The following is a 23107-nucleotide window of genomic DNA, read 5'->3' on the forward strand; positions in this document are numbered from 1 at the left end:
GGCGGTGTCTCGCACCATGTGAGGCACCGTCGGCGCACGCAGGTGTCTGACACCCTCTGAGCCGCCGGCCCAAGCCGACGCGCCTCTGCCCAGGGTGTCAGACACCGCCTCCCAGCGGCGCTATTTATTCACCAGCTTCGCCGGCTGCGCCAGCGCCACCAGCGCGCCCACCACCAGGCAGCCGGCCAGCATGTACAGCCCCGTATTCGTGGTGCCGGTCATGTCCTTCAACCAGCCCACCAGATACGGGCTGACAAAGCCGGCCAGGTTCCCCACCGAGTTGATCAGCGCAATGCCCGCGGCGGCAGCGGTGCCGCCGAGCAGCGCCGTCGGCAGGCTCCAGAACAGCGGCAGCACCGTGCAAATGCCGATGTTGGCCACGGTCAGCGCGAAAATCGCCAGCACCGTGTTGCCGCTCCACACGGCCGACAGGAATAGACCCACGGCGCCAAACAATGCCGGCAGCGCAACGTGCCAGCGGCGCTCGCGCTGCCTGTCCGAATTGCGCGAAATCAGGATCATGCCGATCACGGCGAACAGGTTGGGCACCGCCGTCAGCAGACCGATCGCCAGCGGGCTCTGCACGCCGGTGCTCTTGATGAGGCTAGGCATCCAGAAGCCCACCCCATACAGCCCCATCACGAACGAAAAGTAGATCAGCGCCATCGCCCAGACCCGCGGTTTGGTCAGCGCGGCGCGGATCGGCGGATCTTCCTTTTGCTGTTCCTCGGCCGCGATATTTCGGATCAGCACGGCCTTTTCATTGGCCGTCAGCCACTTGGCCTTGTTGATGCGGTCATCCAGATAGATCAGCACCAGCACGCCGATCACCACCGACGGAATCCCTTCCAGCAGGAACAGCCACTGCCAGCCCGACAGGCCGTGCTCGCCGTGGAACGTCGCCATGATCCATCCGGAAATCGGGCCGCCGATGAGGCCGGACATGGGCACGGCAGTCATGAAGAACGTGGTGATGCGTCCGCGCCGGGCGGCCGGGTACCAATAGGTCAGGTACAGGATGATGCCCGGGAAGAAGCCCGCCTCGGCCGCGCCCAGCAGGAATCGCAGCAGGTAGAACATATGCGCGCTGGTCACGAACATCATGCAGGCGGAGATGATGCCCCACGTGATCATGATCCGGGCGATCCAGATCCGCGCCCCCACCTTGTGCAGGATGATGTTGCTGGGAATCTCGAAGAGAAAGTAGCCGATGAAGAAAATACCGGCGCCCAGTCCATACACCGTCTCGCTGAATTGCAGTTCCTGCAGCATCTGCAGCTTGGCGAACCCCACGTTCACGCGGTCCAGGTACGCCACCACATAGCAGACCACCAGCAGCGGCACCAGCCGCCAGCCCACCTTGCGGTAGATCCGGTCCTCTTCGCTGGCGCCGAGCGCCGGCGAGACCCCGGGGGGCATCGTGTTTTCCATCACTGTCTCCATTCCTCTGGCGGGATAGGCCGGCGCGAGGCCGGCGTCGTCGCGGTCCGCGCCCCAAACGGGGACATCACGGCCACCAGCCAAGGCTAGAGCCGTCGGGTTGACAAAAAACTGAACAACTGGATCTGCCCCCGCGCGCCCCGGGAAATAGGACCCGCCGCCCGTGCCCGCGACGCCCGCCCGCGAACAGGCTCCATCCACGGTAAAATGCCAGGTTTCGCACAAAGTCATCAGGACAGGATCATCATGGAAGCCGAACGTCAGAACCAGCTCGCAGCCCGCCTCGCCGACTACGCGGAGCGCGAACAGGCTCTACGGAGGTATCTTTGACTACGATGCCAAAGCTGAACGCCTCCAAGTCGTAAACGCCGAACTCGAAGACCCGGCCGTCTGGAACGACCCCAAGCACGCCCAGGACCTGGGCCGTGAAAAGAAATCGCTTGAGGACGTGGTGGAAACGCTCACGAGCCTGGGCGCCGGCGTGGCCGATTCCCAGGAACTCTTCGAAATGGCCGCCGCCGACGATGACGGCGACACCCTCGAAGCGATCGAACAGGACGCCGACGCCTTCCAGGAAAAGCTCGAAGCCCTGGAATTCCGCCGCATGTTCTCCAACCCGGCCGATCCCCTGAACTGCTTCCTGGACATCCAGGCGGGCGCGGGCGGCACGGAAGCGCAGGACTGGGCGTCGATGCTGCTGCGCCAGTACCTCAAGTACGCCGAACGCAAGGGCTTCAAGGCCGAGATCCTTGAAGAATCCGACGGCGAAGTCGCGGGCATCAAGTCGGCCACGATCAAGATCGAGGGCGACTACGCCTTCGGCTACCTGCGCACCGAAACCGGCGTGCACCGCCTGGTCCGCAAAAGCCCCTTCGACTCATCGGGCGGCCGTCACACGTCGTTTGCCAGCGTCTTCGTGTATCCGGAAGTCGACGATTCCTTCGAGGTCGAAGTGAACCCCGCCGACTTGCGCGTGGACACCTACCGTGCCTCGGGCGCGGGCGGTCAGCACATCAACAAGACCGACTCGGCCGTGCGCCTGACGCACATCCCGACGGGCATCGTCGTGCAGTGCCAGAACGACCGTTCGCAGCACCGCAACCGCGCCGAAGCCATGCAGATGCTGAAGTCCAAGCTCTACGAACTGGAAATGCGTAACCGCATGGCCGAGCAGCAGAAGCTGGAAGACTCCAAGACCGACGTGGGTTGGGGCCACCAGATCCGTTCGTACGTGCTGGACCAGAGCCGGATCAAGGACCTGCGCACGAACGTCGAAATCTCCAACACGCAGAAAGTGCTGGACGGCGACCTGGATCCCTTCATCCAGGCCAGCCTGAAGCAAAACGTCTAAGTTCCGCGATTCTTCCCGCTTTCACGCTCCCAGAGGTCCACGAATGTCCGACACCATTGCTATTCTCACCGGCGCTTCGCGCGGCATCGGCGCCGCCATGGCGCGCGGCCTGGTCAAACCCGGCACCCGCCTGATTACCCTGGCGCGCCGCGAAGACCCCGAGCTCGCCGCCCACGCGCGCTCGCAGGATGTGCAGTTGGAACAACTGTCCGTGGACCTCTCGGACCTGAAAGCGGCCGAATCCGCGGCCGAACGCATCTGCGCCGCGCTGCCGCGCGATGCCAAACGCTATCTGCTGATCAACAACGCGGGCACGGTGCATCCGGTGGCGCGCACCGACGAACTCACCGACGGCGCGGCCATCACCGCCGCCTTCAACCTGAACGTCACCGCCGTCATGCTGCTCACGGCGCGGTTCCTCGCCGCCGTCGCTGACATCAAGGCCGACCGCCGCATCCTGAACATCTCCTCCGGCGCGGGCCGCAATCCCAACGCCGGCTGGGGCGTGTACTGCGCCACCAAGGCTGCCCTCGACATGCACGCCCGCGTCGTCAAGCAGGAACAAGGCGCTGACGGCGCCCGCATCGTCGCGCTGGCCCCCGGCATCGTCGACACCGACATGCAGGCCGCCATCCGCGCAAGCGACCCCGAAAGCTTCCCGGCGCTGGCCAAGTTCCAGGACTTCCATGCCACCGGCAAGCTGTCCTCGCCCGCCAACGTAGCCTCCCGCATCCTCGCCTACCTGGATCGCGAAGATTTCGGCACGACCGAAATCGACGACATCCGCAATTACGACTGATCCCCCGACCATGACCGACCACTCGACCACTCCGGCTCCCGCCCAGGATGAAAACCGCTTGATCGCCGAACGGCGCGCCAAGCTGGCCAAACTGCGCGAAGCCGGGGTCGCGTACCCCAACGATTTCGTCCCGGACGCCCGCGCCGCGGCTTTGCATGACAAGTACGACGGCCAGGAGCAGGAAGCCCTGGCCGCCGCCGCGGTCAACGTCAAGGTCGCCGGCCGCATGATGCTCAAGCGCGTCATGGGCAAGGCCAGCTTCGCCACGCTGCAGGACAGCACCGGCCGCATCCAGATCTACCTGGACCGCGGCACGCTCGGCGAAGACGCCTACGCCGCGTTCAAGCAGTGGGACATCGGCGACATCATCGCGATCGAAGGGTCGGTCTTCAAGACCAACAAGGGCGAACTGTCGGTGCACGCCGCCTCGGCGCGCCTCTTGTCCAAGTCGCTGCGCCCCCTGCCCGACAAGTTCCACGGCGTTGCCGACCAGGAACTGCGCTACCGCCAGCGCTATGTCGACCTCATCATGACCGACGCCACGCGCCGCACCTTCGAGGCGCGCAGCAAGGCCGTGGGCAGCATCCGCCAGTTCATGCTGAACGCGGGCTTCCTCGAAGTCGAAACGCCCATGCTGCACCCGATCCCGGGCGGCGCGGCGGCCAAGCCCTTCGTCACGCATCACAACGCGCTGGACATGGAAATGTTCCTGCGCATCGCGCCCGAGCTCTACCTCAAGCGCCTGATCGTCGGCGGCTTCGAACGTGTGTTCGAAGTCAACCGCAACTTCCGCAACGAAGGCGTGAGCCCGCGGCACAACCCCGAATTCACGATGATGGAGTTCTACGCAGCCTTCGCGGACTACCGCTGGCTCATGGACTTCACCGAAGAGCTGATCCGCCAGGCCGCCATCTCGGCCACCGGCAGCGCCGTCCTGACCTACCAGGAACGCGAACTGGACCTGTCCAAGCCCTTCGACCGCCTGACCATCTGCGAAGCCATCCTCAAGTACACGGACGGCTACACCCAGGCTCAGCTCGATGATCCGGCCTTCGTGCGCGCCGAACTGAAAAAGCTGGGCGCCGACGCAGACGGCCCCGTGCTGTCGCGCGCCGGCCTGGGCGCGCTGCAACTGGCGCTCTTCGAAGAGACCGCCGAAGCCAAGCTCTGGAACCCCACCTACATCATCGACTACCCGGTCGAAGTCTCGCCGTTGGCGCGCGCCTCCGATACCCGCGAAGGCATCACCGAGCGCTTCGAGCTCTTCATGACCGGCCGCGAGATCGCCAACGGCTTCTCCGAGCTGAACGACCCCGAAGACCAGGCCGAGCGCTTCCGCTCGCAGGTCGAAGCCAAGGACGCCGGCGACGAGGAAGCCATGTTCTACGACGCGGACTACATCCGTGCCCTGGAATACGGCATGCCCCCGACGGGCGGCTGCGGCATCGGCATCGACCGCCTGGTCATGCTGCTGACCGACAGCCCGAGCATCCGCGACGTCATCCTCTTCCCGCACCTGCGCCGTGAAGACTGATCGACGGTGCGCGTCATGATCTTCAAGATCCTGATGCTGCTGCTGGTCGTGGCGGGGCTGGTCTACTGGATCAAGCAACCCCGCCGCGTCCAGCCGGGCACGCCCTACCGGTCCGCCCCCGTGCGTCGGCCGGCGTTCATTGCCTTGTGCGTGGCCACCGCCATCTCGCTCATCGCCGCGATCCTTACCGCCTTGCTCTGGATGGGCGGCGTGGCTGGCGGCGTCACGGGCGGCGGTTATCACGGCGAAGCCGATTTCCTCTTGCCCGTCGCGGCTTCGCTGCTGGCGCTGTCGGTCGCCTGCGCCGTCGGCGCCTTCATCAAGCGGCGCGGCTAGGCTCCACGGGCCACCTGCCCGCACCCGCGGGCAGCGCCGGCAACGCCGCCTGCAACATGGCATCGATGAACGCAGCGGGGGCCAGCCGCCCGCCCGGCTTGTACCATTGCACCGTCAAGTTCATCGCGCCCAGCACGCATCGCTTGATGACGCGCGCATCGCCCCGCAGCAACCCCGCCTGCACCGCCCCCGCCACCACGGACTGCCACATCGCCTCGTAGCGGTCGCTCAGCACCTTGACCGACGCCTGGCTGGACGCCGACAGGCTGCGCCATTCATACACCAGCGCGTTCATCGCATCCCCGCCCGCGCCGTGCAGCATGCTCCACATATGCACGCGAAACAGCGCCGCCAGCCGGTCTGCCGGCACGGCATAGCAGTCCAGCGCCTTCTCGCCCAGGTCGATCACTTCCTGGATGCCGTTGTTCATCACGGCAACCAGAATCTCTTCCTTGCTGCGGAAATGGTGGAACAGGCTGCCCGACTGCAACCCCACCGCCTTGGCCAGCTCTCTCACCGTCGTGCGCTCATAACCGCGCTTGCTGAAGAGCCGGCCGGCCGCCAGGACCAGTTCCCGGCGCCGTTGCGTCTCCGCGCCCTCGTCCCGCGACGCAGCCGTCCCGGTCTTGTCCATGCAGGTCAAACCCTCTGGATGATGGTCGCGGTCGCCATGCCGTGGCCGATGCACATGAGCTGCATGCCCAGCTCGCCTTCGGTCGCCTCCAGCCCCGCCAGCATCTTGGCCATCAGGCCCGCGCCCGTGGCGCCCAGCGGATGGCCATGCGCAATCGCGCCGCCCCACGGGTTCACGCGCGTCAGGTCCGCGCCCAGTTCGCGCTGCCAGGCCAGCACCACGCTTGCAAAGGCCTCGTTGATCTCTATCCAGTCGATGTCCTCCAGCGCCAGGCCCGCACGCGCCAACGCCTGCTGCGCCGCGGGGATCACGCCCGTCAGCTGCATGACGGGGTCCGAACCCACCACCACGCGCGCCAGGAAGCGCGCCCGTGGCCGCAAGCCATCGGCCAGCGCCGCGTCCTTGTCGCCCAGCAGCACCGCCGCCGCGCCATCGGCAAGCTGGCTGGCATTGGCCGCCGTCACGCCGCCCTCGCCCGGCGCGCGCATCGCCGGCGCCATGGCCGCCATCCGGGCGGCGTCCGTCGTTTCGCGGATGCCTTCGTCGCGGCGCGCGGCTTGCGCCGGGCCCGGCAGCAACTCGGCATGCAGCCCCGCGCTGGCCGCCGCCCACGCGCGCGCGTGACTCTCGCGCGCCCACGCGTCCATGTCGGCCTGCGACAGCCCCCATTGGCTGGCGATGCGCTCGGCGCTCTCGATCTGGTGAATCAGCGGATAACGCGCCAGCAACGCCGGGTTCAGCGATTCGAATCCCCGGAATTCGCTTTGGCCCAGCGTCACGTCCAGGAACATCGGCACGCGGCTCATGCTCTCGACGCCGCCGGCGACCACGTAGCGCATGTCGCCCGCGGCGATGGCCTGCGCGCCAAAATGCACGGCCTGCTGGCTGGACCCGCACATGCGGTTCAACGCCACCCCCGGCACGCTCTCGGGCAGCCCGGCCAGCATCGCCGCCAGCCTGCCGATGTTGGCGCCCTGCTCGCCCGCCTGGCTGACGCAGCCGGCGATCAGGTCCTCAACCTTGTCGCCCGGCAGGCCCGCGCGCGCCAGCAGCGCGTGCACGGTGTCCGCCAGCAGCGTGTCGGGGCGGGTCTCGGCCCACCATCCGCCGCGACGCCCGAACGGCGTGCGCACGGCATCCAGGATCACGGCTTGGTTCATGCCGTCGTCTCCTCAACATAGAGCGATTCGATTTCGTTGGCGTAGGCGCGGTAGATGCTGGCGCGCCGCACCTTCATCGTTGCAGTCACTTCGCCATCGTCGTGGTCCAGTTCCTTGGTCAGCAGATGAAAGCGCTTGATCTGCGAGACGGGCGCAAGCCCGGCGTTGGCGCGCGTGACCTCCTGCTGGACCAGTTCGCGCACCTGCGGGCATTCCGCAAGCGACCGGAAATGCGTGAACGCGATGCGGCGCGATTCGGCCCATTTGCCCACGGTGTCGAACTCCAGCTGGATCAACGCCGTCACGTACTTCCTGCCGTCGGCGATGACGATGCACTCTTTCACATACGGACTGCCCTTGACCGCGTTCTCGATCTCGGACGGCGTCAGGTTCTTGCCCCCCGCCGTGATCATGATGTCCTTGAGCCGGTCCACGATGCGCACGCGCCCGTCTTCCTGCGCCACGACGTCGCCCGTGTGCAGCCAGCCGTCACGCACGGTGTCCGCGGTCGCCTCCGGGTTCTTGTAGTAGCCCTGGAACACCATGTCGCCACGCACCAGCAGTTCGCCGGACTCTCCGATACGCCACTCCACGCCCAGGATCGGCTCGCCCACCGTGCCCACCTTCACGCGGTCCGGATGCTGTCCGAAGATCATCCCCGCCGACTCCGTCAGGCCATACACCTCGATCAGCGGCACGCCCAGCGTGCGAAAGTAGCGCACCACGTCCGGCGGAATCGGCGCGGCGCCTGTCATTGCCACCCGCACACGACGCAGGCCAATGAAATTCTGCAGCGCGCGCAGCACCAGCCAGTACCACAGCCAATGCGTCAACCGCTCGCCCACGCGATACTGCGCGGGGGATTTCTCCAGAAACGGCGCGCATTGCGCCAGCGACTTGCGGTAAAGCCACTGCTGCAACCGGCCGGCCTCCTGCATCTTGATCGAGATCGCGGCGTGCAGTTTTTCCCAGATGCGCGGCACCCCCAGGAAAATCGTCGGCGCGACTTCGCGCAGGTCCTCCTGCACGGTGCGCAGCGACTCGCCAAAATTCACCTGCGTGCCCAGGTAGATGGGCACGAACGTGGACAGCATCTGCTCGGCAACGTGACACAGCGGCAGATAAGACAGGTGCACGCTGGATGCATCCATCGACAGGCGATCGGCGATGCCCGGCGCCACGCCGCGCATGTTGCGGTAGCTCAGCATCGCACCCTTGGGCTTGCCGGTGGAACCCGACGTGTAGATCATCAGCCCGGTGTCGTCCAGGCGCTGCCCGTCCAGCATCGTATTCAGCGCGGCCAGCTCCACGGCTTCGCGCTGGCCGCCATCGGCCTCGACTTCGGCAAAGGTCACGATGCGCGCCCGATCCGCCGCGCCGTACGCGCGCAGCCCCTTCGTTTCAATGACCACGATGCGGCGCAAATTCGGCAGCCGGTCCGCCACGTGCAGCACCTTGTCGGTCTGCTCCTGGTCTTCGCACACCACCAGTTCGACGTCCGCATGCGCCAGCACGTAGCCCATTTCTTCGGCCGGGCTGGTCGAATAGACGCCCACCGCCACACCGCCGGCCGCGCACGCCCCCATCTGCGTCAGCAGCCACTCCACCCTGTTGTCCGAGACGATCGCGACCCGGCCGCCCGCGCTGAGCCCCAGCGCGCGCACTCCCAGCCCCACGCGGCATGCGCGCTGCCAGTACTGGTCCCAGGTCAGCGGCTTCCAGATGCCAAAGTCCTTTTGCCGGATGGCAACCGCCGACGGCTGGCGGCGCGCCTGCTCGCGCAGCATCTGCGGCAACGTCAGTTCAGGCCAGGCGCCCGGATCCCTGTGCGCGTCCATCATGACAGCCAGCGCTTGCGGCGCTTGTAGTGCTTGATGTCGCGAAAGCCCCGGGCCTCGCCCGATCCGCCCACGCCCAGATAGAACTCGCGCACGTCGGGGTCCGCCGCCAGCTTTTCGGCCGAACCGTCGATCACCACCTTGCCGGTCTCCATGATGTAGCCGTAATGCGCCACCGCCAGCGCAACCGAAGCGTTCTGCTCCACCAGCAGCATCGACACCCCCTGTTCGATATTGATGCGCGCGATGATCGAAAATATGCTCTCGACCAGCATGGGCGACAGGCCCAGCGATGGCTCGTCCAGCAGCATCAACGTCGGCTGCGCAATCAGCGCGCGGCCGATGGCCAGCATCTGCTGTTCCCCGCCGGACAGATAGCCGGCCAGTCCGCGCCGCCGCTCGAAAAGCCGCGGAAAGTAGCCGTAGACCAGTTCGAAGTCCGCGCGCGCGGCGGGCCGTCCGGTCAGCGCATAGGTTGCCGCCACCAGGTTTTCTTCGACGGTCAGGTCTTCGAACACACGGCGCCCTTCCATCACGTGCGCCAGGCCCGACCGCACCAGGTTCTGCGGCTTGATGCCCGCCGTGTCGCCGCCAGCGAACACGATCTGGCCGCGCACCAGTTCCCCGTCCTCCAGGTCCAGGAGACCGGACACCGCCTTGAGCGTGGTGGATTTGCCCGCCCCGTTGCTGCCCAGCAGCGCGACGATGCTGCCGGCCGGCACCGACAGGGACAAGCCGCGCAGCACCTGCACCGCCTTGTTGTAGACGACCTCGATGTTGTTGATGTCGAGCACCGCCTTGGGCGGCGCGGCGGCGTTCATGCCTGAACGAACGCCCTGTCCTGCCACGTCCTGTCCCTGGTTCACGGCAGCCTCACTTGAGCACGATCCAGTCGGACGCCGGCACCATCTGCTTTTGCTTGACGTCCGCGCGGTAGATCCGGCCCACCGGAATGGAGTTGCCCTTGATGGTGATCGGCACGCCGATCAGCCCGCCCGTATCGAAATCCTTGATGCCATCCAAAGAGGCCTTCATATTGGCGGCGGTCAGCTCCTTGCCCGCGTCCAGCGTGCGCTTGGCGACTTCCGAAAAAAGCATGGCGGCCAGGAATCCCTGCATATAGCCCGTGCTCTGATACTGCGGCCGCATTTCGCGGATCTTCTTGAGCATCGGCGCGTCGGCGGCCTGGTCGTAGTAGTAGCGGTACGGCATCACGCCCATGAAGCCCTCGGCGTCCTCGCCCATCTGCATCACGGTCGAGTTGTCCATCGTCCAGAACGTGCCCATGTAGCGCGTCTTCAGGCCCATGCGCTTGCCCTGCCCCACAAACTCGGGAATTGGCGCCAGCACATAGCCGTGGAAAATGGTGAAGTCAGGGTCGGCGCGGCGCAGCTTGATGACCTCGGTCGACACGTCCACGCTGCCCGGCGGCGTCATGATCTCGGTGGCCACCTTCAGGCCCAGCTTTTCGGCCACCGCGCGCGAACTGGCGATCGGATCGCGTCCGAACTCGGTGTCCGAATACACGAACGCCACCTTGGCGCCCGGCTGCTCCTTGGCGATATAACGCAGCAGAATGCCGAACATCTCGGTGTAGTCGGGCCCCAGCATGAACTGGGCGGGATACTTGGCCGGATCGTTCAGCTCGGTCGCGAAGGACGCGCCCGTCATCAGGATGTCGCCCGTGCGGTTCAGCTCGGCATTGATGGTCTTGGAAAAGCCGGTCGAATCGCCGTAGTAGAAGTTGACCTTGTTCTGGCTGGTGATCTTCTTGAACGCCGCCACCGACGCATCCACCTTGTAGGCCGTGTCCTCGGGTACGTAGCGCAGCTTGCGGCCCTTGATGCCGCCCTGGTCGTTGATGATCTTCACGTAGTCCGTGATCCCGGCGTGGATGCCCTGCCCGGCAAAGGCAAACACGCCACTCAAGGGAATCGAGCCGCCCAGCACCAGGTCCTCGGCAGCCTGCGCCGCGGGCGCCGCCGCCAATGCCGCCGCCAGGCCCAACGGGGCCAACAACCTCGATAAACCGCTGCCTATCCGGATGCGCTTCATGGTTTGTCTCCTGGGTCTTATGGGTGGCCGCCGTCACGCCGCACGCATCGCGCTACGTACGGAAAGGCCAGAGGTGAAAGAATCGGCGCACGCGCCGCCAGATTTCCGCGAGCCCGTGCGGCTCGAAGATCAGAAAGCCCACGATCAGCAGGCCGAAAACGATGGTGCGCACCGGTGAGATCAGCCGCAGCGCGTCGCCGCCCACGGGCAGCCAGCCGACAACAAGCTTCAGAAACTCCGGCACCATCGTCATGAAAAGCGCGCCCAGGATGGATCCCAGGATCGAGCCCATGCCGCCCACAATGATCGCCGCCAGAAAGAAGATCGACATGATGAGCGGAAAGCTCTCGGGCGTGACCACACGGAAAAAATACGCCCACAGACCGCCCGCCACGCCGGCATAGAACGAGGACAGCCCGAACGACAGCAGCTTGTAGCGCAGCAGGCGGATGCCCAGTACCTCGGCGGAAATGTCGCGGTCGCGGATCGCGATGAACGCGCGGCCGATGCGCGTGCGAAACAGATTCGCCGCGCCCAGCACCATCAGCACGGTCACGGGCACGATCAGCCAATAGATCTTGAAGGACGTATCCAGGTCCAGCCCCAGGATGCGCGCGGGCGGCACCTGCAATCCCGAGGTGCCGCCCGTGAATTGCCAGTTCGCGAAGATGAAGTGCGCGATGAACGACGCGGCAATCGTCGAGATCGCCAGGTACAGTCCCTTCACCCGCAGCGAGGGAATACCCACCAGCAGCCCACCCATCATCGCCACCACGCCGCCCGCCAGCAGATTCACCAGGACCGGCGTGCCCAAGTGCAGCTCCATGACTGCGACCGTGTACGCGCCAAGGCCCATGAACGCCGCCTGCCCCAGGCTGACCAATCCGGTGTAGCCGGTCAGGATGTTCAGCCCCGTCGCGCTGGCGATGTTGATCGCGACCAGGCACGCAAGATAAAGCCAATAGGCATTGGCCACGAAGGGAAACAGCACCAGCGAGGCCGCCAGCAGCGCCAGCCACACGTGCTGCGTGCGCGTGTCGAAAAGCGCCTCGTCGGCCAGGTAGGTCTGTTTGGCGGTCGCGATACGCATGGATCAGAGCCTCTCGATTTCACGGGTGCCGAACAGACCGTAGGGCCTGGCCATCAGCACTACGACCAGCACGACGAACGTGGCCAGCAGCTTGTACTCGCCGCCCAGATAGGCGCCCGCCCAGGCCTCCAGCAGGCCGATGAAGATGCCGCCGACCAGCGCGCCCGCGACGCTGTCCAGGCCGCCCACGATGACCACCACCAGCACCGACAGCCCGAACACGCCCATCGACGACGAGATCCCGCCGATCGCGCCCACGATCACGCCGGACACCGCCGCGATGGCGCCCGCCGTCACCCACGCCAGCGAAAACACGCGCGGCACATTGATGCCCATTGCATAGGCCGCGCCCTGGTCCGACGCCGTCGCACGCAGCGCCACGCCGCCGCGCCAGTAGCGAAACACCACCAGCACCAAAAGCGCCAGCACCACCGCCACCCAGAAGCCGTAGAACACCTTGGGCGCCACGAACGCCTCGCCCACCATGACTGGCGCGCGCGGCATGAATTCCGGCAGGCGCCGCTGGTCCGCCGTCCAGATAAGCTCAACCGCGCCGACCAGTATCGACGCCAGCCCCACGGTAATCATGAAGACCGAGATCGGCGATTCGCCCAGCATCGGTCGTATGGTCAGCCGCTCGACGACGGCGCCCAGCGCGCTCGACACCACGACCGCGCCCGCGATGGCCAGCCAGATCGGCCACTCCATCCCCGATGCGAACGCATAGAACACGTACGCGCCCAGCATCAGGAATTCGCCAATGGCGATGTTCACCACGCGGGTCGCCTTGTAGACGATCACGAACGCCAGCGCGGCCAACGCATACAGGCCGCCGCTGCCCAGTCCCGCCAGCGACACCTCCAGGAAGAACAGCCAGTCCATCAGGCTGCCTCCCGCAGCCGCCGCCGCAAATCGCCCACGTCGCCCGCGCCCAGATACGCCTTGATGACTTCCGGATTGGACTGCACCTGCGCCGGCGTGCCGTGGGCAATCACCTGCCCGAAGTTCAGCACCACGACGTGATCGGACAGGTCCATCACCATGCCCATGTCGTGCTCCACCATCAGCACCGTCACGCCCCACTCGGCGCGCGCATCCAGGATGAAGCGCGCCATGTCGTCGGTCTCTTCGCGGTTCATGCCCGCCACGGGCTCGTCCAGCATCAGCACCTTGGGCTGCATCGCCAGCGCCCGCGCCAGCTCAACCCGCTTCTGCAGCCCATACGACAGCGCCGCAACCGGCGCGTGGCGGATGTGGTCGATTTCCAGAAAATCGATGATGCGTTCTTCGATGTCCGCCCGCAGCGCCATCTCCTCGCGGCGCGCGCGGCCCAGGTAAAAAAGCGCATCCAGCACGTTGGTGCGCAGATGCGCGTGGCGGCCCAGCTTGATGTTGTCCAGCACCGTCATGCCGCGAAACAGCGCAATGTTCTGGAAGCTGCGCGCCAGACCCAGCTTGGCGCGATCGGGCGCGTGCATGCGTGTGATGTCGCGGCCCTCGAAGTGGATCCGTCCCGCCGCGGGCTTGTAGAAACCGGAGATCGTGTTGAACAGCGAGGTCTTGCCGGCGCCGTTCGGGCCGATGACCGTGGTGATGGAGCCCTGCTCCACGCGAAAGCCCACGTCGGTAAGCGCCTTGACGCCGCCAAACGCCAGCGTCACGCCATCGGCCTGCAACAAGGCAGGCCTGTCGGACTGATCCACCATTTGTCTCCCCGCTTTGATGCGAAGTTATTTTGCCGCCTGGGGCGGACATTTTTTACGACGGTGAACCTGGCGGCCCTGCGAGGCAGGAGATGCAACGAACCTGTCTTTACCTTCGCCAGTACAGCGCCGGAAAATCGTTCTATGCGTTACGCTAAGCGTGCTCAAAACCCAACCAAGCAAGCGCTTGGTTCAGAACATAGCATCGCGGTTTTTTGATCGACAGTTGGTATTTACCCGACAACGGAGACTCGCCATGACCCAGGAACCACCGAAGTTCCAGACGCTGTTGATGGAGACCGAAGGCCCCGTCGCCACGCTCACGCTCAATCGCGCGGACGCGCTCAATGCCATCGACGTGGCCATGGCGTGCGACCTCTTGCGCGCCGCGCAATGGCTCGACACGCGTGACGCGGTGCGCGTCGTGCTGCTGCGCGGCACGGGCAAGGCATTCTGCGCGGGCGGGGACATCGGCATGTTCACGGGCGAGCCCGACGCGGTGCGCGCCACGCTGTCGGACCTGTTCACGCCACTGAATGCGTTCATTGCGCGCATCCCGCGCATGGACAAGGTGTGGCTCGCGCAGGTTCACGGCGTGGCGGCGGGCGCCGGCCTGTCGCTCGTCCTGGCCTGCGACCTCGCCATCGCCGATGCGGGCGCGCGCTTCATGACGGCCTACCTGAAGCTCGGCGCGACGCCCGACGCCGGCATGACGCATGGCCTCATGCGCGCCGTCGGCCCCAAGCGCGCACTCGATCTCCTCTTGCGTCATGACGCCTTCACGGCCGACGAGGCGCAGGCCTGGGGCATCATCACGCGCACCGCGCCCGCCAGCGAACTCGCTGCCGCGGGGCAAGCTTATGCCCAGGACATCGCCCGCCACGCGCCACACGGCATTGCTGGCGCCAAGGCATTGCTGCGCAGCGCCGCGCACGCGCCGCTGGAAGCCCAGCTGGCCGAGGAAACGGCGCGCTTCCTGCAGTCGGCCGCACACGCCGATTTTGCCGAAGGCGTGGCGGCGTTCCGCGAAAAACGGCCGCCGCGTTTCACCGGCCAATAGCACTAGCGCGATTCGCCGACGCTGGCCCAGTCGGGCGCCCGCTTCTGCACGAAGGCGCTCAAGCCTTCGCGCGCCTCGGGCGTGGCCGCGGCGTTGCAGAACACTTCCACTGCCGTGGCCACCCGGCGCCGATACTCGTTGTCGTTGCTGTACACGAACGCGCGCCGGCCCATCGCCAGGACCTCTGGCGGCTTCTGCGCCAGCGACCGAGCCAGCGTGCGCGCCTCGTCCAGCAGTTCTGCCTCGGCGGCGACACGCGACACCAGCCCCATTGCCTGCGCCTCGCCTGCACTGAACGTGCGGCCGGTAAAGAGCAGATCGAACGCCCGATGCTTGCCCACCACCGCCGGCAGATGCACGTAATGAATGGCGGGCAGCACGCCCACGTCGATCTCCGGGTAGCCAAACGTCGCGCTGTCGGCGGCCACGATCATGTCACTGGAAATCGCCACCGTCATGCCGCCGCCGCGCACGGCGCCAGACACGACCGAAATCGATGGTTTAGTCAGATTGAACTGCGCGTCATACAGCTTGATGTAGAGCCGGGTCAGCAACTCCCGCACACGCGCGGGCGGGCTTTGCAGCAGCTGCTTCATGTCCAGCCCGGCGCAGAATCGCCCGGGCAGGCTGCTGGCCAGCAGCACCGCCCGCACGCCCGCATCCGCATTCGCCTTTTCCAGCGCTCCAATCAGCGCGTCCAGCACACCCACGTCCAGCGCGTTGACGGGCGCATGACAAAGCTGGATTTCCGCAATGCCATCGCGGACTTCGTAACGCACCGGATTCATGCCGTTCCTTTATCGAAGGGGTGCTGCTGCACGCTGCCGCTGGCCAGCATCGCGGCAATCTCGCTTGCTTCAAAGCCCAGCTCCGCCAGGATTTCGCGGCTGTGCTCGCCCAACAGCGGCGCGGGCCGCGCGGCCTTGCGCGGCTGCCGCCCAAAACGCACGGGCACGCCTATATTGCGCACTTCGCCAAGCGCCGGATGCTCGCTCGTCACGATCAGTTCGCGGGCCGCGACCTGCGGATGCGCCAACGCCTGGTCCAGCGTATGGATCGCGGAACACGCGATCCCGTTCGGCTTGAGCAATGCCAGCCATTGCGCCACAGACCGCGTTTCGATGCGCGACTGCACCAAGGCTACGGTCGCTTGAAAGTTGCGGACTCGCTCGGCATTGGTCGCAAACGCCGGATCGTTCACATATTCCTGCAACCCCGCCGCAGCGCAGAAGCGCTGCCACTGCGCGTCATTGCCCACACCCAGCATGAGGTCGCCATCGGACGCGCGAAACGCCTGGTACGGACACATGGCGGGATGGCCTGTGCCCATCCGGCGCGGCACTTTCCCAGTGCGCCAATAATTCTGCGCCATGTATGACATCAGACCCAGCGACGTGTCCAGCAGCGACACATCCAGGTATTGCCCCTTGCCCGTCTGCCCGCGCTCGAGCAGCGCCGCCAGAATGCCGCTCAGCGCAAACGACCCCGTGCCCAGATCCACCGGCGAAAAGCTGGCGCGCGCAAAATTGCCATCCGGCTCGCCCATTGTGCTGATCATGCCGCTGAAGGCCTGCAGCATGACGTCGTAGCCCGGCTCGTCGCCCATCGGCCCTTCACGGCCGTAGCCCGAAATCTCGCAATACACGAGACGCGGATTGAGGCGGCTTAGCGTCTCGTAATCCACGCCCAGGCGCGCCGCGGTCTTGCCGCCAAACCCCTGCAGCACAACATCGGCCTGGCCGGCCAGGCGATGGACCACCGCCCGCCCCGCTTCGGTCTTCAGGTCCACCGCGAGGCTGCGCTTGTTGTGATTGACGGCCAGAAACGTCGCGGATTCGCCGGCCTCCTGCGGCAGCCACGCGCGCGTGTCGTCGCCGGTGCCCACCGGCTCGACCTTGATCACGCACGCCCCCAGTTCGCCCAGATACTGCCCGCACAACGGTCCGGCCAGCACCTTGCTCAGATCCAGGACCGTGATGTTCTTCAATGGAGTCATGCGATGTCCGCCTTCCATGTTCACTGCTCCGCCTTCAACCCGATCGTCTTCGCCGCCTGCGTCCATCGCGCGGTTTCCTGCTTGAAGAACTCGTCCAGCTTGGCCGGCGCCACCTGAAGGGCCTCGGCGCCCCGCTCCTGCATGGCCTGGCGGTAAGCGTCGCTGGCCACCACCTTCGCGACGGCGGCACGCAGTTTCTGCACCACGTCATCCGGCGTGCCGGCGGGCGTCTGCAGCGCGAACCAGAATTTCAGATCCAAGGCGGGATAGCCCGCCTCCTTCAACGTCGGCACGTCCGGCAACAGCGGCGAACGCGCCGCCGACGTGATCGCCAACGCCTTGAGCCGGCCGCCTTGCACCTGGCCGATGCTGGTGGACATGCTGTCGAACAGAAAATCGACCTGACCGCCGATCACGTCCGTCACGGCGTTGGCGCTGCCCTTGTAAGCCACGCCCACGGCCTGAAAATTGGCAAGCTTCTGCAGCGAGGCGCCATACACGTGCGGCGAGCTGCCCGGACCAAACGTGGCGTAGCTCAAGCCGTGCGGCGCGCTGCGCCCGCGCTCCACCAGCTCAGCCAGCGTCTTGACGGGCGTGCGCTCGGGGTTGACGACCAGCAGGTTCGGCATGGCGCCCGTCGTGCCGACCGGCACGAAGTCTTTCAGCGGGTGCATCTTTGCGCTGGGATACATCAACGGATTGATGGCCTGCATGGCCACCGTGTTGTGCATGAGCGTGTAGCCGTCGGCAGGGCCATTGAGCACGCTCTGATAGCCCACGTTCCCGCTCGCGCCCGGCTTGTTCTGCACGATGACCTGCTGGCCCAGTTCGCGCGCCAGCGGCTCGGCCACCAGGCGCGCGATGAAATCGGTCGGCCCGCCCGCCGAAAATGGCACAACCAGCGTGATGGGCTTGGCGGGCCAAGCATCCGCAAACGCGGGGGCCGACAGCGCCGCCGAAGCAAGGCAGGCAGCGAATAGTTTGTTGAGCGTCATGTTGTCTCCTGTGATTCTTCTTGGACGACGCTCATTATGGAAAGCGGATTGCTATATTAGAAATACCGTTTAAATATGCGGGCCATAACAAAAACATGATGGCCCGTGCCGTCCGGAGCCGTCCCATGTCCATGTCCATCCGTGCGATGCAGTGTTTCGTCGCCGTGGTTTCAACAGGTTCGATCAGCCGTGCGGCCGCCGCGCTGCACGTCGCCCAACCGGCGCTCAGCCTGCTGATCCGCAACCTCGAGGAAGATCTGGGCGTCGTGCTGCTGCATCGCAGCGCGCGTGGCGTCACGCCCACCGCCGCAGGTTCACGGCTGCTGGCGCATGCGCGCGAAATCCTTGGCCGTATCGACGCGGCGCGCGCAGACGTGCGCGAAGACATCAACGCCCCGCGCGGAACGGTATCGCTGGCAATGTCGATGTCGATGGCCAAGCTGCTGACCGTGCCGCTCCTGCGCTTTTCCCTCGCCCAATGGCCGGGTGTTTATCTGAAGATCATCGAATCCAGCACCGGCTACATTCCCGGCTTTGTCAGCTCGGGGCACGCCGACCTGGGGCTCACGTTCAGCGACGAAGCGTCGGTCGACCTTCGTTTTCAGCATCTGATCGAGGAAGAGCTGGTGGTGGTGTCGCCGCCCGCGGCAAAGCCCAGCAAGCGAGCGGCATCGGACCTCGCTGGGCTACCGTCCATCACCCTGCGCGCGTTGTCGGCGTTGCCGCTGGTGTTGCCAGGCAATCCGCACAGCCTGCGCCGGCTGCTCGACCAATATCAGCAGCGCGAACAGGTGCAATTCCGAATCATTGCCGAGGCCAACGCCATTCCGCAGCTCATCGAGCTGGCGCAGGCCGGCGTGGCCAGTACGATCCTGTCCTACGAGGCCGTCCGCCAGGAAGCCGCACGCGGCCTGGTCGTGCTGCGCCGGATCGCCAGGCCCAGGCTGACGCGTCCCGTCTTTCTGTGCCGTTCGGATGTATTGCCGCTATCGATGGCGGCGGCGGCCGTCGCGGACCGCGTCGCCCGCATCATCACCAGCGCTGGCCCGGCCGCGACGCGCATGTAGCGGTCAGATGCCGCGCCTTTCGACGGCTTGCGCCCAACGGCGCGCGACGGTGGGAGACGTGGCGCAGGTGGCGGACTCGGTCACCACGCGCACCGCGCGTTCCAGCAACTGGATGTCGGCCTCGTGCTGGCGCGCGACGTGCGGATCTTCAAAGAAGATGACGCGCTGGCATTGGTGCTCCAGCACCAATTCGGCAATCTGCGCATCGCCACCCAGCGGGCCGCTGAGGTAACGGTGAACCCACGGCGTATCCTTGGGCCAACCGCGCGACCAGGCCAGCTCGTTCAGGCGACCGCCCGTCGTGCCCGTGGCCACGCGCCGCGCAAACCGGGACAGCACATCGAAGTGCTCGCTGGCAAAGGCCACCATTTCGTCCTTGAGCGCATCGTGGGCGATCATCGCCAGCGTCTGACCCGAGAAATTGAAATGGCGCGACACGGACGCGTCCGGCGCCAGCCCCGCGTGAATGCGTTCGACCTCCATCCACTCGATGGCGCCGGCCAGCGTCGAAATGAAAGGCCGGCCGTGCGTGATGCACTGCCGCTTGAGCGCAAGCGCCTCCGGAAAAATCGAGGACGGATCCACGGGATCGATCAGGTAGATCGCGCCGTCGAACGGCGCCTGGCCATCGCGGCCTTCGGTCACGCGCGCCACCAGCTTCATCAGGCCGCCCTCGCGGCCGTACGGGTAGCGGATCAGGCCGGAGTAACCCTGCAGCATGCCCTCGCGCACGATCGCATCATGGGTGCGCCCCACCGTGTGCAACTGCACGCCCAGCTCGCGGATGGTGGACGAGCACGAACGCAGCCAGGTGAACAAGGCGGCATCGGGGGTTTCGTGGTGCAAACGATTGGCGGCCAGGCCAAAACGCAATTGGGCAGCGGGCATCGGTAGACTCGGCTGGAAAGGACAACAAACGGATCCCCGATGATACCGTGGCCTGCGCGACGCCGGCATGTCAAACACGGCGGCAGACCATCGCCGGCCAACGGCACGGCGCTGCCGCGCCCCAAAAAAAACGCTCCCGGAAAGGGAGCGTTCTAGGCAAATCACGTTCAGTCGGCTTCGTCGATCCAGGCCATCTGGATGGCCTCCAGAATCTTCTCGCCACAGTGCGCGGGATCGTCGGTAAAGCCCGGCAAAGCCATGACCCAGTCGCGCAACTGCGTAAAGCGCAGCGCCTTGGGGTCAACGTCAGGATGCGCGTCGTACAGCGCGGCGGCAATCTCGTAGGTGTCGGTCCACTTCATCAATGGCCCTCTTTGGCGTGATTGATCGTGTACTTCGGAATCTCGACCGTCAGGTCGGCATCGCTTACCAGCGCCTGGCACGACAGCCGCGAGGTCGGGGTCAGGCCCCAGGCCTTGTCCAGCAGGTCTTCCTCGTCGTCCGTTGCGTCTTCCAGCGACGAATACCCTTGCTTGACCACCACATGACAGGTCGTGCAGGCGCACGACAATTCGCAGGCGTGCTCGATATCGATGTGGTTATCCAGCAGCACACGGCAGATCGACACGCCCTTGGGCGCGTCTTCGATCACCGCGCCTTCGGGACAGTAGTCGGGATGAGGCAATACAGTCAGTTTCGGCATAACTTCTTATCAGGCGATTTCGTCAAGTTTGCGGCCGGCAAGCGCGGCGCGGATACTGCGGTCCATGCGGCGCGCGGCGAACTCATCAGTCGCGGCCGACAGGGCCTGCACGGCTTGCGTCACGGTGTCCACGTCCTGCGCCTGCTGCGCAGCGATGGCCCCTTGCAGGCATTCATCCACGCGCTTGCGTTCGTCCGGGTCCAGCAGGTCGCCGTCGACGGCCAGCGCGGCCTGCACCGATTCCACCAGCTGACGCGCATCCACCTGCTGCTCGCGCAACATGCGCGCCTTCGCATCGGTGTCGGCCTGCGCCACGCTGTCGGCCAGCATCTTGGCGATCTCGTCGTCGGACAAGCCGTACGACGGTTTGACCGACACCATCGCCTCGACGCCCTGGCTTTGCTCGCGCGCGGTGACGCTCAGCAGGCCGTCCGCGTCCACCTGGAAGGTCACACGGATACGCGCCGCGCCGGCCACCATGGGCGGAATGCCGCGCAGTTCAAAGCGCGCCAACGAACGGGAATCCGACACCAGATCGCGTTCGCCCTGCACCACGTGGATGCTCATGGCCGTCTGGCCATCCTTGAAGGTCGTGAATTCCTGCGCGCGGGCGACCGGAATGGTGCTGTTGCGCGGGATGATGCGTTCGACCAGGCCGCCCATCGTTTCCAGACCCAGCGACAGCGGGATCACGTCCAGCAGCAGCCAGTCCTCGCCCGGCGCGCGATTGCCCGCCAGCAGATTGGCCTGCAGCGCGGCGCCCAGCGCCACCACTTGGTCGGGATCCAGATCAGTCAACGGCTCCGTGCCAAACACCTTGGCCACGGCAGCGCGCACGACGGGCATGCGCGTGGCGCCGCCCACCATCACCACGCCGCGCACGTCGGCCGGCTTGAGCGCCGCATCGCGCAGCGCGCGGCGCGCCGTGTCCAGCGTGCGCTCGATCAGCGGCTGAGCCAGGGATTCGAATTCGTCACGGGTCAGCGTCAGCGCGACGTCGCGTCCGCCCGACAGCGTCAGCTTCAGGCTCGTCACGTCGGAATCCGACAGCGTTTCACGCGCGGCGCGCGCGGCCATCAGCAAGCCCCGGCGCTCGGCGGGCGACAGCTCGCCCAAGCCCAGCCTCGCCACGGCGTGGTCCGCGATCAGGACATCGAAGTCGTCGCCGCCAAGCGCCGTATCGCCGCCCGTGGAGATCACCTCAAACACACCCTGCGTCAGGCGCAGGATGGAGATATCGAACGTGCCGCCGCCCAGGTCATAAACCGCGTATACACCCTCGGCAGCATTATCCAGGCCGTAGGCAATCGCGGCCGCGGTCGGCTCATTCAAGAGGCGCAGAACGTTCAGGCCCGCCAAGCGCGCGGCGTCGCGCGTGGCCTGGCGCTGTGCGTCATCAAAATACGCGGGCACGGTAATGACCGCGCCCACCAGTTCGTCGCCGAGCACGTCTTCGGCGCGCTGGCGCAGCACCGCCAGAATCTGTGCGGAGACCTCGACCGGGCTCAAATCGCCCTGCGCCGTGCGGATCCGCACCATGCCGGGGGCATCCACAAATTCGTACGGCGCACGCGTCGCGCGCGCCTCTTCCAGCGACCGGCCCATGAAACGCTTCACGGACACGACCGTGTTCAGTGGATCCTCGGCTTGCTGGGCCAGGGGCTCACGGCCGGTCGTGACCTTGCCGCCAGGAAAATAACGCACCGCCGACGGCAGCAAGGCATGGCCTTGCGCGTCAGGCAGCACTTCGGCAACGCTGCTGCGCACGGCAGCAACCAGCGAATTAGTGGTGCCCAGGTCAATCCCGACCGCCAGCTTGCGCTGGTGCGGCGCGGGCGATTCGCCGGGCTCGGATATCTGCAATAAGGCCATGATTCTTTTTTCTGGTCAGTAGGCCGCGCCGTGCAGGCGCCCGTGTCTGGTACGCCCCAGCGCGCCGTTGGCTATCCCGCGGGCTGCACGTTGGCCAGCTCCTGCGCCAGCTTTTCCACGAACATCCATTCCCGCACCTTGCGCCCGGCGGCCGCGTAATCGCGCTCCTCATCCAAGAGGCGCGTCAGCGTGGCTCGCATCTCGGCGCGCGCCGCGTCCAGCTCGGCTTGCAGCGTTTCCAGCAAGCCGGCGTCATCGCGCGCATCATCCAGCATCTCGCGCCAGGTCATCTGCTGCATCAGAAAGGCCGCGTCCATGGACGTGTTGCTTTCCGTCTGTAGGTCCACGCCCGCCTGCTCGCACAGGTAGCGCGCCCGCAGCAGCGGATCCTTCAACTCGCGATATGCCTCGTTGGCGCGGGCGGCCCACTGCATCGCCACGCGCCGCTCCGCAGGGCTGGCCGTCGCGAACCGGTCGGGGTGAACCTTCGCGGCGACGCTGCGCCAGGCGTGTTCAAGCGCCTGGCCGTCCAGGTCGAATCGTGCCGGCAAGCCAAACAGGCTGAAGTGATCGTCACCAGCCAAGA

At 66.0% G+C, this 23107-nt stretch carries 23 protein-coding genes; 6 read left to right on the top strand and 17 right to left on the bottom strand.

Going from position 1 to position 23107, the window contains the following annotated elements; genetic code table 11:
* Window positions 1-120: 120 nt before the first annotated feature.
* Window positions 121-1431: an MFS transporter gene (locus HV786_RS06065; protein WP_128828488.1), complete on the bottom strand. Its 1311-nt coding sequence runs from the start codon at window positions 1429-1431 to the stop codon at window positions 121-123.
* A gap of 255 nt (window positions 1432-1686) precedes the next feature.
* Between HV786_RS06065 and prfB the strand changes: the two genes are divergently transcribed.
* The 4 genes from prfB to HV786_RS06085 all read left to right on the top strand — a co-directional run bounded on the left by prfB (window position 1687) and on the right by HV786_RS06085 (window position 5460).
* Window positions 1687-2791 (top strand): peptide chain release factor 2 gene (gene prfB, locus HV786_RS06070; protein WP_108696343.1). Its coding sequence is split into 2 segments (ribosomal slippage): window positions 1687-1767 and window positions 1769-2791, totalling 1104 coding nucleotides; the frame shifts between segments, so codons are not numbered across the junction.
* A gap of 43 nt (window positions 2792-2834) precedes the next feature.
* On the top strand, window positions 2835-3590 hold the full coding sequence (locus HV786_RS06075; protein WP_128828489.1) for an SDR family oxidoreductase: 756 nt from the start codon (window positions 2835-2837) through the stop codon (window positions 3588-3590).
* 10 nt (window positions 3591-3600) lie between these two features.
* Window positions 3601-5124, top strand: a complete 1524-nt coding sequence (gene lysS / locus HV786_RS06080) for a lysine--tRNA ligase (protein WP_063955660.1) — start codon at window positions 3601-3603, stop codon at window positions 5122-5124.
* A gap of 15 nt (window positions 5125-5139) precedes the next feature.
* Window positions 5140-5460, top strand: a complete 321-nt coding sequence (locus tag HV786_RS06085; RefSeq protein WP_142054757.1) for a preprotein translocase subunit TatB — start codon at window positions 5140-5142, stop codon at window positions 5458-5460.
* Here HV786_RS06085 and HV786_RS06090 read toward each other — a convergent pair.
* The 8 genes from HV786_RS06090 to HV786_RS06125 are packed head-to-tail and all read right to left on the bottom strand — an operon-like array spanning window position 5444 to window position 13943.
* Window positions 5444-6094 carry a TetR/AcrR family transcriptional regulator gene (locus HV786_RS06090; protein ID WP_175210297.1) on the bottom strand — a complete coding sequence of 217 codons (651 nt, stop codon included), beginning with the start codon at window positions 6092-6094 and terminating at the stop codon, window positions 5444-5446. The genes HV786_RS06085 and HV786_RS06090 overlap by 17 nt on opposite strands.
* A gap of 5 nt (window positions 6095-6099) precedes the next feature.
* Window positions 6100-7254 carry a thiolase family protein gene (locus HV786_RS06095; protein ID WP_175210299.1) on the bottom strand — a complete coding sequence of 385 codons (1155 nt, stop codon included), beginning with the start codon at window positions 7252-7254 and terminating at the stop codon, window positions 6100-6102.
* Complete coding sequence (locus HV786_RS06100; protein WP_128828490.1) at window positions 7251-9095, bottom strand: AMP-dependent synthetase/ligase; 1845 nt, start codon at window positions 9093-9095, stop codon at window positions 7251-7253. Before HV786_RS06100 ends, HV786_RS06095 begins: the two co-directional genes overlap by 4 nt.
* The gene (locus HV786_RS06105; RefSeq protein ID WP_128828814.1) at window positions 9092-9913 is read right to left on the bottom strand and encodes an ABC transporter ATP-binding protein; all 822 of its coding nucleotides are present in this window, start codon (window positions 9911-9913) and stop codon (window positions 9092-9094) included. Before HV786_RS06105 ends, HV786_RS06100 begins: the two co-directional genes overlap by 4 nt.
* 52 nt (window positions 9914-9965) lie before the next feature.
* Window positions 9966-11147, bottom strand: coding sequence for an ABC transporter substrate-binding protein (locus HV786_RS06110; protein WP_056318909.1), 1182 nt, complete (start codon window positions 11145-11147; stop codon window positions 9966-9968).
* Window positions 11148-11199: 52 nt separating this feature from the next.
* Window positions 11200-12237, bottom strand: coding sequence for a branched-chain amino acid ABC transporter permease (locus tag HV786_RS06115; protein WP_128828491.1), 1038 nt, complete (start codon window positions 12235-12237; stop codon window positions 11200-11202).
* A 3-nt stretch (window positions 12238-12240) separates the two neighbouring features.
* Window positions 12241-13119 (bottom strand): branched-chain amino acid ABC transporter permease, encoded by an 879-nt coding sequence (locus HV786_RS06120; RefSeq protein WP_128828492.1) that lies wholly within the window; start codon window positions 13117-13119, stop codon window positions 12241-12243.
* A complete protein-coding gene (locus tag HV786_RS06125) occupies window positions 13119-13943 on the bottom strand; it encodes an ABC transporter ATP-binding protein (protein WP_056318900.1) in 825 nt (274 codons plus the stop codon). Before HV786_RS06125 ends, HV786_RS06120 begins: the two co-directional genes overlap by 1 nt.
* Window positions 13944-14196: 253 nt before the next feature.
* On the opposite strand from HV786_RS06125, the gene HV786_RS06130 reads away from it, so the two are divergent.
* Window positions 14197-15000 (top strand): enoyl-CoA hydratase/isomerase family protein, encoded by an 804-nt coding sequence (locus tag HV786_RS06130; protein WP_175210301.1) that lies wholly within the window; start codon window positions 14197-14199, stop codon window positions 14998-15000.
* Window positions 15001-15002: 2 nt separating this feature from the next.
* Here HV786_RS06130 and HV786_RS06135 read toward each other — a convergent pair whose 3' ends face one another.
* The 3 genes from HV786_RS06135 to HV786_RS06145 are packed head-to-tail and all read right to left on the bottom strand — an operon-like array spanning window position 15003 to window position 17991.
* Entirely contained in the window at window positions 15003-15788 is a 786-nt protein-coding gene (locus HV786_RS06135) for an enoyl-CoA hydratase/isomerase family protein (protein WP_128828493.1), read from the bottom strand.
* Window positions 15785-16996: a CaiB/BaiF CoA transferase family protein gene (locus HV786_RS06140; protein WP_128828494.1), complete on the bottom strand. Its 1212-nt coding sequence runs from the start codon at window positions 16994-16996 to the stop codon at window positions 15785-15787. The genes HV786_RS06135 and HV786_RS06140 overlap by 4 nt, the downstream gene beginning before the upstream one ends.
* A 20-nt stretch (window positions 16997-17016) precedes the next feature.
* Window positions 17017-17991, bottom strand: a complete 975-nt coding sequence (locus tag HV786_RS06145) for a Bug family tripartite tricarboxylate transporter substrate binding protein (RefSeq protein WP_175210302.1) — start codon at window positions 17989-17991, stop codon at window positions 17017-17019.
* Window positions 17992-18116: 125 nt separating this feature from the next.
* Between HV786_RS06145 and HV786_RS06150 the strand changes: the two genes are divergently transcribed.
* Entirely contained in the window at window positions 18117-19058 is a 942-nt protein-coding gene (locus tag HV786_RS06150; protein ID WP_252870171.1) for a LysR family transcriptional regulator, read from the top strand.
* A 3-nt stretch (window positions 19059-19061) separates the two neighbouring features.
* Here HV786_RS06150 and HV786_RS06155 read toward each other — a convergent pair whose 3' ends face one another.
* The 5 genes from HV786_RS06155 to hscB form a co-directional block, all read right to left on the bottom strand.
* Window positions 19062-19946, bottom strand: a complete 885-nt coding sequence (locus tag HV786_RS06155; RefSeq protein ID WP_128828495.1) for a methylglyoxal synthase — start codon at window positions 19944-19946, stop codon at window positions 19062-19064.
* Window positions 19947-20113: 167 nt separating this feature from the next.
* Window positions 20114-20308: a Fe-S cluster assembly protein IscX gene (gene iscX / locus HV786_RS06160; RefSeq protein WP_063955637.1), complete on the bottom strand. Its 195-nt coding sequence runs from the start codon at window positions 20306-20308 to the stop codon at window positions 20114-20116.
* The gene (gene fdx / locus HV786_RS06165) at window positions 20308-20649 is read right to left on the bottom strand and encodes an ISC system 2Fe-2S type ferredoxin (protein WP_056318881.1); all 342 of its coding nucleotides are present in this window, start codon (window positions 20647-20649) and stop codon (window positions 20308-20310) included. The genes iscX and fdx overlap by 1 nt, the downstream gene beginning before the upstream one ends.
* A gap of 9 nt (window positions 20650-20658) precedes the next feature.
* On the bottom strand, window positions 20659-22521 hold the full coding sequence (hscA, locus tag HV786_RS06170) for a Fe-S protein assembly chaperone HscA (protein ID WP_175210304.1): 1863 nt from the start codon (window positions 22519-22521) through the stop codon (window positions 20659-20661).
* A 71-nt stretch (window positions 22522-22592) separates the two neighbouring features.
* Window positions 22593-23105, bottom strand: coding sequence for a Fe-S protein assembly co-chaperone HscB (gene hscB, locus HV786_RS06175; RefSeq protein WP_128828497.1), 513 nt, complete (start codon window positions 23103-23105; stop codon window positions 22593-22595).
* Window positions 23106-23107: the final 2 nt, after the last annotated feature.

The sequence above is a fragment of the Achromobacter mucicolens genome (assembly GCF_902859725.1).
In the GTDB taxonomy this organism is placed as follows: domain Bacteria; phylum Pseudomonadota; class Gammaproteobacteria; order Burkholderiales; family Burkholderiaceae_B; genus Achromobacter; species Achromobacter mucicolens.